This is a genomic window from Streptococcus sp. GMD1S (assembly GCF_000296875.1).
Taxonomy (GTDB): Bacteria; Bacillota; Bacilli; order Lactobacillales; family Streptococcaceae; genus Streptococcus.
The window spans coordinates 1-567 of the sequence record NZ_AJQY01000288.1 but is presented as its reverse complement, the minus strand read 5'-3'; the positions used below and the strand labels follow the sequence as shown (position 1 = coordinate 567).

At 36.5% G+C, this 567-nt stretch carries 2 pseudogenes; both read left to right on the top strand.

Features of this window, described 5'->3' with window-relative positions:
* Positions 1 to 114 (top strand): annotated as a pseudogene (locus GMD1S_RS12605) (DUF1877 domain-containing protein); the annotation flags it as partial.
* Positions 115 to 292: 178 nt separating this feature from the next.
* Positions 293 to 567 (top strand): annotated as a pseudogene (locus GMD1S_RS08835) (hypothetical protein); the annotation flags it as partial.

Here is a 567-nt window from a genome sequence, read left to right as displayed (position 1 = left end):
CTTGATGAAGAGGAAGAAATCAAGGATGATATTCGAACCTGTTTTGTAAAAATGAAGGACTTTTATAAGAAAATCTTAACTCTCAAAGGAAATGTCCTAGTGACTATTTGTTAACTACTTTTACCAACTGTTAGTCAGGTGCCTGATGAATGCACATCTAGAAAATCGAACACCTGATGATTTGTCTGGTGGATGAAATATTCCACCGTGTAGTCGGACGGGATAGATAGAAATTGGTTATAGAATTTGTAAGCATAATAAATTTTAAACTTTAAGATGGAGGATTAAAGAGATGGGAAAAATTGAATGGGAAAATGCAAAGACGCGTTTAGATGCCTTGCTTGTCATTGATGAGTATCGAACAGATCCAAACAAGACCTGGCTTCGATTGATCGTTAAGACTGAGGAAAGCTATGGGATCCGTTACCTTATCAACAACGGTTCTGGTGATTCTCTAGATGTGATTTTGACTGATAAAATGATCCTTATAAAGGGCTTTGATCATGAAAGTAGTTTGAGTCAATTTGCTGCGGATGAGTGGAATCAAGACATCATAGACGGATTTTA